The sequence below is a fragment of the Indioceanicola profundi genome (assembly GCF_003568845.1).
Lineage (GTDB): Bacteria > Pseudomonadota > Alphaproteobacteria > Azospirillales > Azospirillaceae > Indioceanicola > Indioceanicola profundi.
Window position 1 is genome coordinate 773,019 of sequence record NZ_CP030127.1, and the last position, 16,157, is coordinate 789,175.

Sequence of the window (16,157 nt, forward strand, 5' to 3'; positions counted from 1 at the left end):
GCTGGGTAGGGGCCTGTTATGGCAATCCGTGTTCGCGAGGATTACCGCGGCCTGACCGGGCCTGAAAAAGCATCCATTCTGATGCTGGCCCTGGGCGAGGACCACGCGTCCAAGCTCTTTGCCCTGATGGGCGATGACGAGATAAAGGAAATCTCTCAGACCATGGCGAATCTGGGTTCGGTCAGCTCCAACATCGTGGAGCGGCTGTTCGTCGAGTTCGCCGAGCAGATCAGTTCCACCGGGTCGCTGGTCGGCACCTTCGACAGCACCGAACGGCTGTTGAACAAGGTCCTGCCCAAGGACAAGGTCGATACCATCATGGAGGAGATCCGTGGTCCGGCCGGCCGGACCATGTGGGACAAGCTGACCAACGTGAACGAGCAGGTGCTCGCCAATTATCTGAAGAACGAATACCCGCAGACCGTTGCCGTGATCCTGTCGAAGATCAAGGGAGAGCACTCGGCGCGCGTGCTGGCGCTACTGCCGGAAAGCTTCGCAATGGAAGTGGTCATGCGCATGCTGCGCATGGAGGCGGTCCAGAAGGAAGTGGTCGACGACATTGAGCGCACGCTGCGCACCGAGTTCATGTCCAACCTGGCCCGCACCAACCGCCGCGATGCCCACGAGATGATGGCGGAAATCTTCAACTCGCTGGACCGCAATACGGAAAGCCGCTTCCTGGCAGCACTTGAGGAGCGCAACCGCGACAGCGCGGAGCGCATCCGCGCCCTCATGTTCACCTTCGAGGATCTGGGCAAGCTGGACCCGTCCGGCATCCAATCCATCTTGCGCACCGTGGACAAGCAGAAGCTTGCCACGGCCTTGAAGGGCGCGTCGGAGACGCTGAAGGATCTGTTCTTCACAAACATGTCTGAACGCGCCGCCAAAATCATGCGCGAGGACATGGCCGCCATGGGCCCAGTGCGCCTGCGCGACGTGGACGAAGCGCAGATGTACATGGTGCAGCTTGCCAAGGACATGGCGGCGCGCGGCGAAATCGTCATTGCCTCCGGCAAAGGTGAGGACGAGCTGGTCTACTGATCGGACCTGCTCCGTCCCGGGTCCACGCGGCGCCCGGCTCTCGTGGGCGCCGCGGCAGTGCTGGATACTACTCTCGGAACCGGAGCCGGACGGGAACGTGCCGACGCGCTTGGCCCCGATGGTTCATCTGGCGAAGCCCTTCACGTCGATCGAGCTCATGCCTGTTGTTATAGACGTCCTGGCCGCCAGGAGGTCCTGACAGCATACCCGTTGTCTCTGTTTCGTCCTGCGACAGATGTCGCGCCGGGGTGTGACGCGTGTCGCACTTCTGCGACAGGTGGATCCTCCACCAGAACCGACAACGGGACCCGATAATCTCCCCCTCCCCACTTGGCCCTCGTCCAGATCGGCAGGGATCACGCTGAATAGCTTGATTCCAATATATTAGTTTTCACCTCGCCTTTTCCGCCGGACCCGTGTGGCAGCCGATACGGCGCACATTGGCGCGGAGCTTGCTTCTTGCCGATGGCAGGACCGCACCACGGTCCGATGATGGGGCGGACGGAGCCCATGGCATCTGCTCGCCCTGCGTAGAAACGAGAAGAACTGGACAGGGGTGGAAATGTACGAGGATACGAAGGAGATGACTGCCGCTGCCTCCTCTCCGATCGGGGCGACCGCCGTCCTGAAGGACTGGATTGCACGTTTTGCCGCGGCCCTGGACCGCGGCGACATCGCCGGAGCTGCCGAGCTTTTTGTCAAGGATGGCTTCTGGCGCGACCTGGTGTCCTTCACCTGGAACATCCATACGTCCGAAGGCCGGGATGAAATCGCCGAGATGCTGACCCATACGTTGGACGGCACGCGCCCGTCCGGCTGGCAGCTTGAGGGAGAGGCGACGGAAGCGGATGGAGTGATCGAGGGCTGGCTGGCCTTCGAGACCGAGTTGGGCCGCGGGCGCGGTTATATCCGGCTGAAAGACGGCAGGTGCTGGACCCTGCTTACCAGCCTGCGGGAGTTGAAGGGGTTTGAGGAAAAGCGTGGTCGCGCGCGACCTCTGGGCGCGCAGCACGGCGCCGGGCATGCGGATCGCAGGAATTGGCTGGAACGCAAGACCCAGGAAGAGGCGGAGCTGGGCTATGCTCGCCAGCCCTACTGCCTGATTGTCGGCGGCGGTCAAGGCGGCCTTGGCCTTGCCGCCCGCTTGAGGCAGTTGGAAGTGCCGACCATCGTGGTTGATAAACATCCGCGCCCGGGTGACCAGTGGCGGTCCCGCTACAAGTCCCTCTGCCTGCACGATCCGGTCTGGTACGACCACATGCCGTACCTTCCCTTCCCGGACAATTGGCCCGTCTTCACGCCGAAGGACAAGATCGGCGACTGGCTGGAGATGTACGCGAAGGTCATGGAGCTGAATGTCTGGAACTCCACCTCCTGCATCTCCGCCCGTTACGACGAGGCGAAGCAGGAATGGGAGGTGGAAGTCGACCGCAGTGGTGAGCGCGTCGTCCTGCGGCCCAAGCAATTGATCCTGGCCACCGGCATGTCCGGCGTGCCGCACATGCCGGACTATCCGGGCATGGACCGGTTCCGCGGACAGCAGCACCATAGCAGCCAGCACCCTGGAGGCGATGCATTCCGCGGCAAGCGCGTGGTGGTGGTCGGCTCCAACAACAGCGCCCACGACATCTGTGCCGACCTCTGGGAAAACGGCGCGGATGTGACCATGGTCCAGCGCTCATCCACCCACATTTCCCGGTCGGAGACGCTGATGGACGTGGTCCTCGGCCCGCTCTATTCGGAGAGTGCCGTGGAGGCCGGCATCACAGCCGAGAAGGCGGACATGATTTTCGCCTCCATCCCCTACAAAATCATGCCGGATTTCCACCGCCCAGCTTTCGAGGAGGTGAAGCGCCGTGACAAGGATTTCTACGAACGCCTTGAAAAGTCGGGGTTCATGCTCGATTTCGGAGATGACGATTCTGGCCTGTTCATGAAGTATCTGCGACGGGGCTCCGGATACTATATCGATGTCGGCGCTTCGGAGTTGATCGCCGACGGCAAGATCAAGCTGCAACGCGGCAGCATCGACCATATCGAAGAGGACGGCCTTGTCCTTACCGATGGCACCAGACTGCCGGCCGACGTGATTGTCTATGCTACTGGCTTCGGCTCGATGAACGGCTGGGCCGCCAAACTGATCTCGCAGGAGGTGGCCGACAAGGTCGGCAAGTGCTGGGGCTATGGGTCGGGTACGACCAAGGACCCCGGACCCTGGCAGGGGGAGCTGCGCAACATGTGGAAACCTACCCGGCAGGACGGTCTCTGGTTCCATGGAGGCAATCTGCACCAGTCCCGGCACTATTCCCTTTACCTTGCCCTCCAGCTGAAGGCGCGGATGGAAGGGCTGCCGACCCCCGTCTACAATCTCGCCGAAACCCATCATCGAAGCTGAGGACCGGCCCAGACCCAGCTTCCTGAACGGTAATACCGCTCCGCCGCCGTGCCCCGCACGGCGGCTTTTCTTATGCGCACTGGTCCAGGCTGTTGAACTTTGGTCGAGTTGTGACGGTGCAGGGTCCATGCCACGCTGGCAGATCAACGGGCCACGCCGAACGGTCACGGCGGCGTGCCGGGTCTGCACAGGCAATAGAAGGAAAGGACCGGAAGCCCCGGACGACGCATGCGGTGGAGGCAGAGCCGGACAGGGGGGCGCCGCCGGCCGGACAGAATAAGAACACGGGAGGAAGTCATGGGCAGCGCGATCGCACACCATACCGCCCTGATCGCCGCAACGGTGGAGGGCCGGATCAAAGAAAGCTTGCGCCCGGTGGATCTCACGGTCGCACAGTCCTGGGCGCGCTCGATCAACGCCTACCGCCTGGACCCCGGCCGCACCTCCGAACCGCGGATATTGAGCCAGGGCTCTCTGCGCCCCTATCGGGACAGGGTCGAACCCCTTCTCCATCTTGCCAGGTCAAGCCTCCTGGCGCTGCACCGGCAGGTCCGCGACGCCGGTTATGTCGTGCTGATGACCGATGCCGGCGGAATCACCGTGGATTATCTTGGCGATCCGGACAGGGACGGCGAACTCCGCCGGGCCGGGCTGTATCTCGGATCGCTCTGGTCGGAACCCGAGGAAGGCACCTGCGGCGTCGGAACCTGCATTGTCGAGAAGAAGACCGTTACCATCCACAAGGCTGAGCATTTCCGTGCGCCGAACATCACATTGACCTGCACGGCCGCACCGGTCCTTGCTCCGGATGGCGAGCTGCTGGCCGTGATTGATGTCTCTTCCCTGTCTTCTCCTGATGACAAGAGGGCACAGACCCTGGTCCGGCACTTCGTCTCCAGGGCAGCGCTGCTGATTGAAAACTCCAATTTCTGCCGTAGCTTTCCGGACCATCTGCTGATCAAAATCAGCAATGACAAGGAGTTGGCGGAGATTCTTCCGGATGGACTTCTGGCAATCGACACGCATGGCCGTGTCGTCGCCGCAAACCGATGGGCGACGTCAACACTCCGTGTTCAGGCCGGCGGCAACCTGGAGCAGACGCTCGGGCTGGATCTGGAGCAGGTCCTGAGACGCCATCATGAAGCCTCGGGACATGCGTTTGAAATCCCTGCTCTTTGTGGGGATCTGCAGCTTCACGCCACGATCCGCAGTCCGCGCTTGGTACAGGCCGTAATACGCCCGAAGGCCGGCGCAGCCGTCTCAACATCCTGCCGGAACACACCGCCGGAGCATCCCGATCTTGCTGCCCTGGCCGGATCGGATAGGGAGATGCAGAGTAATGTGCATCTGGCGCGGCGCATCATGGACCGCGATATCCCCCTCCTTCTCCTGGGAGAGACCGGAACGGGCAAAGAAGCGTTCGCGCGCGCCTTTCATTTGGAGAGCACCCGGCGGGCCGGTCCCTTCGTGGCGCTGAACTGCGCCGCCATTCCGGGATCTCTGATCGAAAGCGAGTTGTTCGGCTACAAGGACGGTGCCTTCACCGGTGCCCGGTCCAAGGGCATGCGAGGTAAAATCCTGCAGGCGAGCGGTGGAACCCTGTTCCTGGATGAGATCGGCGACATGCCGCTCGGGCTTCAGACGCGGCTCCTCCGCGTTCTCGCCGAGCGTGAGGTCCTGCCGCTGGGCGGGGAAGCGCCGGTGCCGGTCGATGTACAGGTGGTGAGCGCGACGCTGCGCAATCCGCTGGAGCTGGTGGCGGAGGGACGCTTCCGCGAGGATCTCTACTATCGACTGGCCGGCGCTACGATCAAGCTTCCGGCTGTGCGTGGTCGAACTGACCGGCGTGACCTTATCCTGTCCCTGTTCGCCGACGAGTGCGGGCGACGCGGCGAAAACCCCAGCCTGCATCCCCACGCGCTGGCCGTGCTCGCCGCCTACGAATGGCCGGGAAATATCAGGGAGATGCAGAGCATCATACGCCTCGCCCTGGCTATCCGCGATGGCGGGACAGTGCTTCCCCAGCATCTTCCGCCGCACGTATCGGCCGGGACGGCTAGGTCACATCCCGCCGCGCCGGCCGAAGCGCTGTCCGGTCCCTCCAGTGTCCAGCCACCTCCGGGGCTAGGGCCGATACAGCGCGCCGAACACCAGACGGTGGTCGAGGTGCTGCGCCGGAACCGCTGGGAGGTGACAGGATCTGCCCGGGAACTTGGTATATGCAGGGCCACGCTGTATCGGAAGATGAAGCGGCTGAACATCATTCCGCCGAACGCACAGCCCTGACCCTGCCCCTCCGCAGGCGCGGTCAGCAGGAGGTCTGACGCGGGGTCCGCTCAACCTCCAGGCCGAAGACCGGACGCAGCCAAGTACCAATCCAGTTGCCGGCAAGAGCAACCACGATCCAGACCCACCCATGCAGGCTGCCGGAGGCGATGCCGCTGAAATAAGCGCCGATATTGCACCCGTAGGCCAAGCGCGAGCCGTAGCCGAGCAGGATGCCGCCCACGGCAGCGGCGATCAGGGACCGCATCGGAATGCGCCACACCGGGGCGAACTTGCCGGCCAGCCCGGCCGCCAGGAGGGCGCCCAGGATGATGCCGAAGTTCTGCACGGAGGTGACATCCGCGAACACGCTTGCCTGCAGGGCTTTCGCCTGCTCCGGCGCCTGCCAGAACGGCCAGCTCGCCACATCGACGCCGAGAGCGGCCAGAGACTTGCTACCCCAGAGGGCGAAGCCGGCGGTGATGCCCCAAGGACGCCCGGCAAGGGCCAGGGTCGCAAAGTTCAGCAGCGCCAGCGCGACGGCGCCCCAGATCAGGGGCCACGGCCCGCGCAGCAGGCGGTTCCAGCCAGCCTTATTGCCGGCGGGGCGCTCAATAAGCCGCCCATGCCGCCGCCGTTCCAGCACCTTGGTCAGCGCGTATACGGCGGCGAAAACCGCCAGGTTCACTGCCAGCGCCGCAGGCCATCCCCAGGCGGCAACCACCGAGACGGGAGCCATGGACGGCTGCGCCTGCCACCAGGGCAGATGATAAGCGCCAAGAACGGAACCGACGATGAAGAACAGCAGAGTGACGACCATCCGGGTGCTGCCGCCCCCGACTGTATAGAGCGTACCGGAGGCGCACCCGCCGCCTAGCTGCATGCCGAGACCGAACAGGAACGCACCCACCAGGACGGACACGCCGACCGGGGCGACCAGGCCTTTGACCGGCATCCCGAACAGTGAACCCGCGGCCAGCGCCGGGAAGAACAGCGCACAGGCCACCGCGAGCATGATCATCTGCGCGCGGAGACCGGCGCCACGCCGGTCAGAAATGAAGACACGGAACGCCGAGGTAAATCCGAACAGAGCATGGTAAAGCACCACACCCAGCGCCCCACCGATCAGGTAAAGCGCCGCCTGCCGGCCGGACACCTCGTCCCCGATCCAGAGAGCACCGCCAAGAAGCGCCAGGAGCGCTGCCGCGACCACCTTGAGATCAATGTCCGGCACGATGTTCGCCGGGCGTGATACCCGGCCGAGAGATAAGTCAGCCATGCTGACACTCCATTCTACAAATTCGATGTGCAGAACCAGCGGATCCTACATCAGGCCTGCGTAGGTAGTTCCGTAACCCCCAGGCTGGAACCGTTAGCGGCGCACATCTGCCTTGCGGCAGCCCAATGGCGATGGGTAGGGCCAGATGGCCACTTTCTTTCGCCTGTACAGTTTCTTGCAGGCTTGGGAAACGGTCGTTTGCGTTACTCCGCTACTCTGAACAGACCTGTTTTGCATAGGCCGGGATTCCCATGCAGGGACAAACTGCGGGTCCTTATTACCTGATGCTTATCTGGGCACTGAGTTTGGGCCACTGGCTGGCTGCTTTTTTGCGGCGAATCTGCCCGAACGTACGTATACGTATGTTCGCAATCCGTATGTTCGCACCTGCTGAGATCCACTATGGCCGCCGACCAGAAGTTCCCTGACGACCTTATCATCCGTACTGGTGAAGAACTGGAGCGGGAACGTCATGGGCGGGTAACTCCCACAGCCATTCAAATCCGAATGGGCGGCGGCAACCGCCAACGTATTGAGAAGGTCTGGACAGCTCACGTCGGAGCTCGGCCCTCATCATCCATGCCCGCTGACGGCAAGCACATCGGCGTGCCGGACAGCGATGCCGCAATGCTGATCGAGGAGTTTGCCTCCCAGAGCATGGCCGCGGCCCGACGGCTCATGGAGGAGGCTTTCCGCGCAGGCTTTGACAAAGCCGAACGTGCGGTTCGGGACGACAGGGAGAGGGCGCAAGCAAAACAGCATATCGCGGCGCTCGAGATGCAGGAGCTGGAAGCAGCGCTCCGGCACCAGGAGGCTGCCACCGAGGAGGCGCAACGCTCATCCGAACGCCATGCCCAGGAAGCAGCCGATGCCAAGGCGGCATTCCGCGATCTGCAAGCCGATATGGCAGTCCTCCGCGAACAGATCCGGTCTCTGACCGAAGCAGTGGCGGAACAGCGGCTTCAGCGTGATACGGCGGAGGCAAGGGCCGCGACCGCTATATCGCGTTTGGAGTCCGCACAGGAAAAGATAATGGACCTACGCGAGAGCGCGGCGGTAACCGAAGCTGCATTGGCCGAAACAGAACGTCGTGCGCAGTCGCTGGACGCACGTTGCAATGTACTGGACGAGACCCTGACCGAAGCACGTTCGGCAAGGATGGAACTGGAGGCCGAACTGGCATCGACACGCGCCCGGAATTCCGCATTGGAAGGGCAGCTCCGGTCCGCTGAGGAGAGGCAGCAAGCCTGCGAACAATGTCGTGCCGACCTTGCAGAAGAAACGGCACGCCTGTTCAAGGATGGCACCGCATCCGCAGCCCGTGCCGCGACATTCGAGGAGCGCTGCGAGGGCCTGAGCCATGAGCTGGCCCGGCTCCGCAGCGAGTTGGACCGTGAACGGGAGCGACGGATCAGGCTTGAAGCTGCCCAACCAGGGCCGGTGGAGCCGCACCAGGATTAAGACTGATCCAGGATGGCCGCTCGACGTTCCGGCGCGGGAGCCGTGCTGGAAAGTTCCGTTCGGATCATTACGCCCCGTCGAATCCCAATTGCAGATGCGAATGACTTGCATTATAGAGCAGAGAGCAGCCGGCGTGGACCGGCAGGTGCCTTCGCCGCATCGGGAGCAAGCTCTTCATGTATGTCTGCGTCTGCAATGCGATCAATTGTAAGACTGTGCGCCGAGCGGCGGAGAACGGGGCTGGCACCGTGGCCGGCGTTTTCAAATCGGTGGGCAAGACCCCGCAGTGCGGTCGTTGCTTCACCACTATGCGCGGCATGATCGAAGAGCACGCGCCAGCATCCTGCGTGCCCGTGCCTGTCGCCGTCGCAGCGGAATAAGACCGCCGGAGAATCATGGCGGCAACCGCTCGTCCCCTGTTCTGTTGCCCCTGCATCTACCGATGCGGAGCAGCGGAATGGCAAAGGATCACGGAAACCAGATCAAGAATGATGCCCAGTACGAGGCGATGCGCGCCAAGGGCATGAGGAAGGAAAGGGCGGCCCGGATCGCCAATGCCAACGCCCAGGAAGGTGGAAACCCCGCCAGTGAGCGCGGCGGTCATGCCTCGAAGTACGAATCGCGCAGCAAGTCCGATCTTTATGATGAGGCCCGGAAGATCGGAATCGAGGGCCGCTCACGGATGAGCAAGGATGAGTTGATCGACGCGCTGCGGCACCATTGACCTGATCCGCACATGTGAAAAGGGGCGTAGGTGGCTTCCACCCGCGCCCCAACTCATTTCCGCCCTGTACGTCAGCCCTTGACCAGCGGGCAGGCGCTCTTTTCCAGCGGCGTATAGGCATCGTCGCCCGGGATCGTACGGATCAGCTTGTAATAGTCCCAGGGCTGCTTGCTTTCGGTCGGGCTCTTCACCTCGAACAGGTACATGTCCTTGGTCATGCGGCCGTCTGCGCGGACCTTGCCGCCATTCTCACCGACGAAGGCATCCTGGACCGGCAGCTCGCGCATCTTCTCCGCCACGGCCTTGCTCTCATCGGTGCCGGCGGCTTCAACGGCCTTCAGATAGTGCAGCACGGCGGAATAGGTGCCGGCGTGGATCATGTTGGGCATGCGGCCCATTTTCTCGAAGTAACGCTTCGACCACTCCCGCGACTGGTCATTGCGGTCCCAGTAGAAGCCTTCCGTCAGGGTCAGACCCTGCGCGGTCTTCAGGCCGAGCGCATGGGCGTCGGTCAGGGTGAACAGCAGACCGGCAAGCTTCTGACCGCCCTGGACGATGCCGAACTCCGCTGCCTGCTTGATGGCGTTCGTGGTGTCCGTGCCGGCATTGGCCAGCCCGATCACCTCGGCCCCGGAGGATTGCGCCTGCAGCAGGAAGGAGCTGAAATCGGATGTGTTCAGCGGGTGGCGCACAGCCCCCACCACCTTGCCGCCGGCAGCCTTCACGAACTCGCCGGTATCCTTCTCAAGCTGGTGGCCGAAGGCATAATCGGCGGTCAGGAAGTACCAGCTCTTGCCGCCGGCCTCCACGACTGCGCCGCCGGTGCCGCGCGACAGCGCATAGGTGTCGTAGGCCCAGTGAAAGCCCGTGGGAGAACAGGCATCGCCGGTCAGGCGGGAGGTAGCCGCACCGGTCACGATGTCGATCTTTCCCCGCTCCTTCGCCAGTTCCTGCACGGCAAGAGCCACTGAGGAGGTCGTCAGCTCTGCAATCATGTCGACGCCTTCGGCATCGAACCATTGGCGGGCGGTGGACACGCCGATGTCAGGCTTGTTCTGGTGGTCGGCATTGAGCAGTTCGATTTTCTTGCCCAGTACGGTGCCGCCGACTTCATCAATGGCCATCTGCGCGGCCACGACGGAGCCCTTGCCGCCGAAGTCGGCATAGGGGCCGGACTGGTCGTTCAGAACGCCGATCTTGACCACATCGCCGGACACCTGCGCGGCGGCGGCGGATGCGCCGAACGCCAGGGCGATGCCGGCGGCGGCGGCGAGGCAGCGAGACTTGAGATTCATGAAAATCCTCCCAGAGATGTTCTCAGCGCCATTGTCATGGGGCCGGCGCTTTTGCCCCCTGCGGATCAGAGCTTTATCTTCAGCCAGTGGGCAATCTCGCCCATGATGCCCCGGCGGAACACCAGCACGCAGAAGACGAAGACCAGGCCGATGACCACGGTCACCGGCAGGTTCATGGTGGCGAGGTAGTTCTGAAGCATGACGACGATGAAGGCTCCGACCACCGGACCCGTCATGGTGCCGATCCCGCCCAGCAAGGTCATCAGCACCACCTCGCCCGACATCTGCCACTGCACGTCGGTAAGAGTCGCAAGCTGGAACACCAGCGCCTTGGTTCCCCCTGCCAGACCGGCCAGAGCCGCCGAAAGGACGAAGGCGCCCAGCTTGTACTTTGCGACATCGTAGCCGAGCGAGATCGCCCGCTGCTCATTCTCGCGGATCGCCTTCAGCACCTGCCCGAAGGGCGAATGGACGATGCGGTAGATGAACAGCGCCCCGCCGGCGAAGATGGCCAGCGTAGTGAAGTACATGGCGTAGGGATTGTACAGGTTGATCAGCCCGAACAGGTGCCCGCGCGGCACGCCCTGGATACCATCCTCACCACCCGTGAAGGGAGCCTGCAGGAAAACGAAGAAGACCATTTGCGACAGCGCCAGCGTGGTCATGGCGAAATAGATGCCCTGCCGCCGGATGGCCAGCCCCCCGAAAGCCAGCCCCATCACTGCCGCCGCGGCTGTACCGGTCAGCAGCGCCAACTCCGGGGTCAGCCCCCAGACCTTGGCCGCATGGGCGGTGACATAGGCGGCTCCCCCGAAGAAGGCGGCATGGCCGAAGCTGAGAAGGCCGCCGAAACCGATCAGGAGATTGAAGGCGCAGGCGAACAGCGCGAAACACAGCGCCTTCATCAGGAAAACCGGGTAGACGAAGAACGGGGCCGCCGCCAGCAGGATCAGTCCGGCCGCGGCAACCACCAGGAGCGCCCGTTCACCACCCCGGGATTGCGCAGCGCCGGCCCCCGCGGGAACCGTCGAATGGTCGGCGGCCTTGCGCGCGGGCGCTTCCTCCGTCGTGTGCTGCACCACCATCAGGCCGCCCTCCCGAACAGGCCGGCCGGCTTCACCAGAAGCACGATGGCCATGATGACGAAGATCACGATGTTCGCGGCCTCCGGGTAGAAGACCTTGGTCAGCCCTTCCACCATCCCCAGCCCGAAGCCGGTCACCACCGCGCCCAGGATCGAACCCATGCCGCCGATCACGACCACGGCAAAGACCACGATGATCAGGTTCGATCCCATGAGCGGGTTCACCTGGTACATGGGTGCCGCCAGAACGCCGGCGAACCCGGCCAGCGCCACGGCTGCGGCGAAGGTGCCGGTGACCAGAAGAGGCACGTTGATGCCGAAGGCCTGCACCAGCTGCGGACGTTCTGTGGCTGCGCGGAGATAGCTGCCCAGCTTAGTGCGCTCGATCGCGTACCAAGTGCCTATACAGACGACGAGGCTCGCCGCCACCACCCAGGCCCGGTATGTGGGCAGGTACATGAAGCCCAGATTATTGCCGCCCTGCAGCAGCTCAGGCACGGGATAGGGCTGGCCGGAAACACCGTAGTAGTGGCGGAACAGCCCTTCGATGACCAGCGCCAGGCCGAAGGTCAGCAACAGCCCGTAGAGCGGGTCCATGCGGGCGATCCGACGCAGCATCGTCCGCTCGATCACCACCCCGAGGGCGGCGAGGATCAGCGGCGCCAGGATCAGCGCCGGCCAGTAGCCGATGCCGAAATACTCCAGCAGCAGCAGGGCTGCGAAAGCGCCCACCATGTACAGCGCGCCATGGGCGAAGTTGATCACCCCCAGCATGCCGAAGATCACCGCCAGCCCCAGGCTGAGCAAGGCGTAGAAGGCCCCGTTGATCAGGCCCAGCAGCAACTGACCGAACAGCGCCTGGGGCGGAATGCCCAGAAGCTCGAACATATATGTTCCTCCCTGCTCGGACCGGGATCAAACGCCCAGGTACCGCGCCAGCTTTTCGGACTCGGCCTCAAGCCGGTCGTTCGGGATCATGTCCACAACGCGCCCCTCCTCCATCACGTAATGACGGTCGGCGACGGTGGAGGCGAAGTGGAAATTCTGCTCCACCAGCAGGATGGTGAAGCCCTTGCGCTTCAGCTCGGCGATGATGCTGCCGATATGCTGGACGATCACGGGCGCCAGCCCTTCCGTCGGCTCGTCCATCAGAAGCATGGTGGCGCCGGTTCGGAGCACCCTGGCAATCGACAGCATCTGCTGCTCACCGCCCGACAGCTTGGTGCCCTGGCTCTTCCGCCGCTCCTTCAGCCGTGGGAACAGGCTGTAGACCTCCTCCACGGAGAGGGCGCCCGGCTTCACGACCGGAGGCAGCATCAGGTTCTCCTCCACCGTCAGGCTGGCGAAGATGCCGCGGTCGTCCGGCACATAGCCTACGCCCTGTCGGGCGATGCGGTCCGGCCGGAGGCCGGTCAGCTCCTGCCCGTTGAGGCGGATCGAGCCTTCCTGCCGGTCCAGCAGGCCCATGATGGCTTTCAGCGTGGTGGTCTTGCCGACGCCGTTGCGGCCGATCAAGGTGACGACCTCCCCGGCTTCCACATCGAACGCGACGTCGTGGAGGATGTGACTTTCTCCGTAGAACCCTTTGAGGTTCCGGACCGACAGCATGGTATCAGGCATGTCCGGTCCCCATATAGGCGTCGCGCACCTCCGGATTGGACGACACCTCCGAATAGGTGCCCTCCGCCAGGATTTCGCCGCGTTGCAGGACAGTGATGCGGTCGGACAGGTCGGCGACGACGGACAGATTGTGTTCCACCATCACCACCGTACGCCCCTGCGCCACCCGCCGGATCAACTCGGCCACCCGTCCCACATCCTCATGGCCCATCCCGGCCATCGGCTCGTCCAGCAGCAGGGTGTCGGGGTCAAGGGCCAGCGTGGTCGCGATCTCGAGCGCCCGCTTCCGGCCGTAGGGCAGCTCACCGGCCAGGGCATGTTCCCAGGGAAGCAGTCCGACCTGATCCAGCAATTCCCGCGCACGGTCGTTCAGCCGGTCGAGCGAGCGTTCCGACCGCCAGAACTGGAATGTCGTATCGGTATGACGCTGCAAGGCGACCCGCACGTTTTCGAGCACCGTCAGGTGCGGGAACACGGCGGATATCTGGAAGGACCGGACCACCCCCTTGCGGGCGATCGCGGCCGGGGGAACATGGGTAATGTCCTCCCCGTGATAATAGATGTGGCCCGACGTGGGGATCAGGAACTTGGTCAGCAGATTGAACACGGTCGTCTTACCGGCCCCGTTCGGCCCGATAAGCGCGTGGATGGTGCCCCGCGCGACCTTGAAGTCCAGCTTGTTGACCGCTGTAAATCCCTTGAACTCTTTCGTCAGGCCTCTCGTCTCGAGCACATAATCGGTCATCTCTCCTCCCTGTTCGGGGGCTTCTTGAATGGCCCCTCGTTGAAGACAGATCGCACCTGTAGGCGGCATACTAATGTGGGAACGGCTTGCAAAACAACTTCTTATGAGATGCGGGCCGGAAGCGTTCGGGGGTCTACCCCGTCCGCGCCAGAATGGCGGAAAGGGCCGGAACATGGATGGGCACGCCCGGCCGTTTGCTGTCCGCACCATGATAATCCGTAATGAAAAAGGGCTCCGCCAAGTGATGGCGGAGCCCTTTCCCTGCTGCCCTGTCCAGGATCAGAACAGCCAGTCCGATGAGGTGCCGGACGACTGCCCGATCACCTCGGCCACGGAGTCGGCCAGCCGGTCGGCCACCATTCCATAGCCCTTGTTGTTGAAGTGGATGTTGTCATGCGCCGGGGCGTCGTGGGTGCGGGCCCCGTGATAGACATAGTCCAACTGGTCGATCAGGCTCTTCTGGGCATTGCGCATCGTGGAGAGCGCGCCGGTCGGGCCGTTCAGCCAGGCATTGGTCTCCGGAAATACGCCCAGTTCCTGGATGAAGACCGGAACGTCGCCGAACTCCTTACGGAGATATTCGAAGACGGAACGGGTCGCCTCCTTGAAGTTGGACACGACTTCCGCGTCGTTGCTGCGGTTGCCGTTGAGCAGCCGCGCATCGTCTTCACCCTGTGCCCAGATGAAGCCGTCGAGGTCACGCCCGGCCCCCAAGGCGGACTTGATCTGCGACACGGCGTTCAGGAGCGCAGGTCCTGGCTTGTCCCTCACCACGTCCCACCAGTAATTGCTGCCGTCGGCAAACTGGTTGGAGCCGCTGCCGCTGCTGGCCCCGTTGATCGCGGTGATCTTGCCGACGTCGAGCAACTTCGCCAGTTCCGCCTCGAAGACATCGTTGCCCAGGCGTCCGCCGCTGGAGTCGCCGCCGCGCTTGAAAAAGTGGCCGGCCGCATTTGATTGACCGACAAAGGCGAACATGTCGATGTCGGACCCGGACGGAGCCGGTGCAGGCGGCGGAGAGGGAGGCGGAGTTGGTGTATCCGCCTGCGGGGGGTTCGGCACACTACCGCCGGAGCCCGGCTTCGCGGCACTGACATCCAGATAGTCTAGCCGGGCATATTCCCCGCCATCCCGCGTACCCTGGACGCTGATGACGTCACCCGGATCGAGGTCCAGTTCCACGCTCCGCGTCACGAAGCTGTTGCTGCCGCCGGTGCCGCTCCAGCTCTCCACCACCTTGCCATTGACCAGGATCTTCCATCCCGCGGCCCCGTCATTCTCATTAGCATAGCCCACCGTCAGGCTATAGCTGCCGGCATCGCCGGTGAATGTGCCGCTGGCGGTTCCGGTGCCATAGGTCACCACATTTTGGTCGCCGGATACGTCGCGGTTCTGCTCCAGCCTGTAGTTTGACAGGCGCATCTCTTCCGCCTCGGTCCGCCCTAGGCCGATGTCGCCCCGCTGGCCCGCTTGCGGTTGCGGTTGCGGCGCCTCCGGTTCGGGACGAGGCGTCGGCGCCGGGGAAGTCGGCTCCTGGGTCGGCGAGACCGCGGTCAGATCGACGTAGTCCAGGCGCGCATATTCCCCACCACTGCGTACGCCCTGGACCGCGATGACGTCGCCAGCATCGAGCTTCAAGGAGAAGGTACGCCCGACGAAGCTGTTGCTGCCGCCGGTGCCGCTCCAGCTCTCGACCACCGTGCCGTTGACCAGGACCTTCCATCCCGCAACGCCATCATTCTCGTTGGCGTAACCCACCGTCATCTCATAGGTGCCGGCCGCACCGGTGAAAGTCCCGCTGGCAGTGCCCGCGCCATAGGTAAGGACGTCCTTGCCGCCCGATGCATCCCGATGGCTTTCCAGCCTGTAATTCTTCAGATCGAGTGCTTCAACTTCGGTTCTGCCAGGGCCGATCCCCACCGTCGAATTGCTCACGCGCTACCCCCTCGCTGCTTGCGATTGTCTCCTCGCGGAAGAACTCGCCTGCACCGGGGCCAAGCCATCCGGCGGCAGACGTCTATGGCGGCAAGGGATAACCTCTGCTGGACTGCATAGAAATCGCAAATAAGTTTGATGGGTTGGCTCATCGTCATTAGAAAATCAGACTTGCGAACACCATATTGCATCATCTAAAGTCGTAAATACTTCAACTGGCTGTAGGTGATTATTCTCCTGACATAGCAAAGCTTTCATCGTGTGACAAAATAATTCCTTTATGCCTCGGCGGCAATGAATCGAAATGTGCGCC

13 protein-coding genes are annotated in these 16,157 nt (G+C 63.2%); 6 read left to right on the forward strand and 7 right to left on the reverse strand.

The features are described 5' to 3' along the window. Nucleotides 1-18: 18 nt before the first annotated feature. From fliG to DOL89_RS19635, 3 genes are all read left to right on the forward strand, one after another. Nucleotides 19-1,041 carry a flagellar motor switch protein FliG gene (gene fliG, locus DOL89_RS19625; protein WP_119681044.1) on the forward strand — a complete coding sequence of 341 codons (1,023 nt, stop codon included), beginning with the start codon at nucleotides 19-21 and terminating at the stop codon, nucleotides 1,039-1,041. 583 nt (nucleotides 1,042-1,624) lie between these two features. Next, nucleotides 1,625-3,436, forward strand: coding sequence for an NAD(P)/FAD-dependent oxidoreductase (locus DOL89_RS19630; RefSeq protein WP_119681373.1), 1,812 nt, complete (start codon nucleotides 1,625-1,627; stop codon nucleotides 3,434-3,436). A 297-nt stretch (nucleotides 3,437-3,733) separates the two neighbouring features. Beyond that, the gene (locus DOL89_RS19635) at nucleotides 3,734-5,722 is read left to right on the forward strand and encodes a sigma-54-dependent Fis family transcriptional regulator (RefSeq protein ID WP_162937700.1); all 1,989 of its coding nucleotides are present in this window, start codon (nucleotides 3,734-3,736) and stop codon (nucleotides 5,720-5,722) included. A gap of 22 nt (nucleotides 5,723-5,744) precedes the next feature. Here the strand turns inward: DOL89_RS19635 and DOL89_RS19640 are convergent, their stop codons facing one another. Then, complete coding sequence (locus DOL89_RS19640) at nucleotides 5,745-6,980, reverse strand: YeeE/YedE family protein (protein WP_119681046.1); 1,236 nt, start codon at nucleotides 6,978-6,980, stop codon at nucleotides 5,745-5,747. Nucleotides 6,981-7,382: 402 nt separating this feature from the next. On the opposite strand from DOL89_RS19640, the gene DOL89_RS19645 reads away from it, so the two are divergent. The 3 genes from DOL89_RS19645 to DOL89_RS19655 all read left to right on the forward strand — a co-directional run bounded on the left by DOL89_RS19645 (nucleotide 7,383) and on the right by DOL89_RS19655 (nucleotide 9,165). After that, nucleotides 7,383-8,441, forward strand: a complete 1,059-nt coding sequence (locus DOL89_RS19645; RefSeq protein ID WP_162937701.1) for a coiled-coil domain-containing protein — start codon at nucleotides 7,383-7,385, stop codon at nucleotides 8,439-8,441. Nucleotides 8,442-8,617: 176 nt separating this feature from the next. After that, entirely contained in the window at nucleotides 8,618-8,821 is a 204-nt protein-coding gene (locus tag DOL89_RS19650; protein WP_119681048.1) for a (2Fe-2S)-binding protein, read from the forward strand. A gap of 77 nt (nucleotides 8,822-8,898) precedes the next feature. Next, a complete protein-coding gene (locus tag DOL89_RS19655) occupies nucleotides 8,899-9,165 on the forward strand; it encodes a DUF7218 family protein (protein WP_119681049.1) in 267 nt (88 codons plus the stop codon). A 71-nt stretch (nucleotides 9,166-9,236) separates the two neighbouring features. Here DOL89_RS19655 and DOL89_RS19660 read toward each other — a convergent pair whose 3' ends face one another. The 6 genes from DOL89_RS19660 to DOL89_RS19685 form a co-directional block, all read right to left on the reverse strand. Then, entirely contained in the window at nucleotides 9,237-10,460 is a 1,224-nt protein-coding gene (locus DOL89_RS19660) for an ABC transporter substrate-binding protein (protein WP_119681050.1), read from the reverse strand. A gap of 65 nt (nucleotides 10,461-10,525) precedes the next feature. Then, on the reverse strand, nucleotides 10,526-11,545 hold the full coding sequence (locus tag DOL89_RS19665; RefSeq protein WP_119681051.1) for a branched-chain amino acid ABC transporter permease: 1,020 nt from the start codon (nucleotides 11,543-11,545) through the stop codon (nucleotides 10,526-10,528). Next, entirely contained in the window at nucleotides 11,545-12,432 is an 888-nt protein-coding gene (locus DOL89_RS19670; RefSeq protein ID WP_119681052.1) for a branched-chain amino acid ABC transporter permease, read from the reverse strand. Before DOL89_RS19670 ends, DOL89_RS19665 begins: the two co-directional genes overlap by 1 nt. Nucleotides 12,433-12,459: 27 nt before the next feature. Beyond that, nucleotides 12,460-13,164, reverse strand: coding sequence for an ABC transporter ATP-binding protein (locus DOL89_RS19675; RefSeq protein WP_225889993.1), 705 nt, complete (start codon nucleotides 13,162-13,164; stop codon nucleotides 12,460-12,462). Further along, nucleotides 13,157-13,909: an ABC transporter ATP-binding protein gene (locus tag DOL89_RS19680; protein ID WP_119681053.1), complete on the reverse strand. Its 753-nt coding sequence runs from the start codon at nucleotides 13,907-13,909 to the stop codon at nucleotides 13,157-13,159. The genes DOL89_RS19675 and DOL89_RS19680 overlap by 8 nt, the downstream gene beginning before the upstream one ends. 279 nt (nucleotides 13,910-14,188) lie before the next feature. Then, complete coding sequence (locus DOL89_RS19685; protein WP_119681054.1) at nucleotides 14,189-15,844, reverse strand: sialate O-acetylesterase; 1,656 nt, start codon at nucleotides 15,842-15,844, stop codon at nucleotides 14,189-14,191. Nucleotides 15,845-16,157: the final 313 nt, after the last annotated feature.